Annotated in this window: 2 protein-coding genes; both read right to left on the bottom strand. The window is 65.0% G+C overall.

The features are described 5' to 3' along the window. Nucleotides 1-93: 93 nt before the first annotated feature. Nucleotides 94-513, bottom strand: coding sequence for a DUF1801 domain-containing protein (locus AC1D00_RS42995; RefSeq protein ID WP_477014906.1), 420 nt, complete (start codon nt 511-513; stop codon nt 94-96). A 69-nt stretch (nt 514-582) separates the two neighbouring features. Then, the gene (locus AC1D00_RS42990; RefSeq protein ID WP_008546273.1) at nt 583-855 is read right to left on the bottom strand and encodes a DUF2312 domain-containing protein; all 273 of its coding nucleotides are present in this window, start codon (nt 853-855) and stop codon (nt 583-585) included. Nucleotides 856-939 lie beyond the last annotated feature (84 nt).

Below are 939 nucleotides of genomic sequence, written 5' to 3'. Positions count from 1 at the left end.
TATCTGCTGCGCGCGGTGGTCATACCGGGCCACGAATCTTCGCCAAACTGCTGCCTCGGGTAATGGGTCCTGGCCTTCGCCAGGACGACGACTTTATTTCCGACCCCGCCGGTCCAGATGATAGCGCAGCGCCAGCGACAGGCAGATCGACAGCGGCTGCCTTGGCAGCGCGCCGGATACCGGCAACAGCAACGCCCTCGTCTGCCGGTATTCGAACTCGTCGGGAAAGCGCTCGCGGAAGGTGTCGACCAGGGTCGTCTTGCAGTTGAACAGAATGGCCGGCTGCTCGGCGCCATTCACGCGCCCGAGCCGAATCGTAGAGCCGCTGCCGGTCTCATCGGTCAGGTAAGCGGGCTCGCCCCATTTCAGCGTCTCGGCGAGCCGGCCGACGTCGTCATGCGCCGCAGCGGTCGCGAAGATCAGCGCACGCACCTGAAGCAGCCGCTTGCCGATCGACGCCGGAAGAGCGTCGAAGGCGCGGCTCACCTCGCGCGGCATTGGCGGCGCGGCCACGGCGGTCTCCCTCGATGGACCCACAACACCGGTGTCGTCCTGGCGAAAGCCAGGACGACAGCACAGGCCTCAGATCATCCCCAGCGCCTGCATGTAGGTCTCGAGAATGGTCTCGGCCTCGGCGCGCTCGTTGGGGTCCTGCTTGCGCAGGCGCACGATGGTGCGCAGCGCCTTGACGTCGTAGCCATTGCCCTTGCTCTCGGCATAGACGTCGCGAATGTCGTCGGAGATCGCCTTCTTCTCTTCCTCCAGCCGCTCGATGCGCTCGATGATGGATTTGAGCTGGTCCTTGGCAAATTTCGTCGCGGGCTCGTCGTCGCGGACGGCGGCGGAGGTGGCCATCTTGGTACTCCCAATGGAACTGGCAAAACGAGGTGACGCCGGCATCCCTCACCGCGCGTGCTGGAAGACCCTTAGGGTTGGTGC

The organism is Bradyrhizobium sp. P2_E8 (assembly GCF_056403875.1).
The sequence above is the reverse complement of the archived record's forward strand: the minus strand, read 5'-3'. Positions and strand labels throughout refer to the sequence as shown.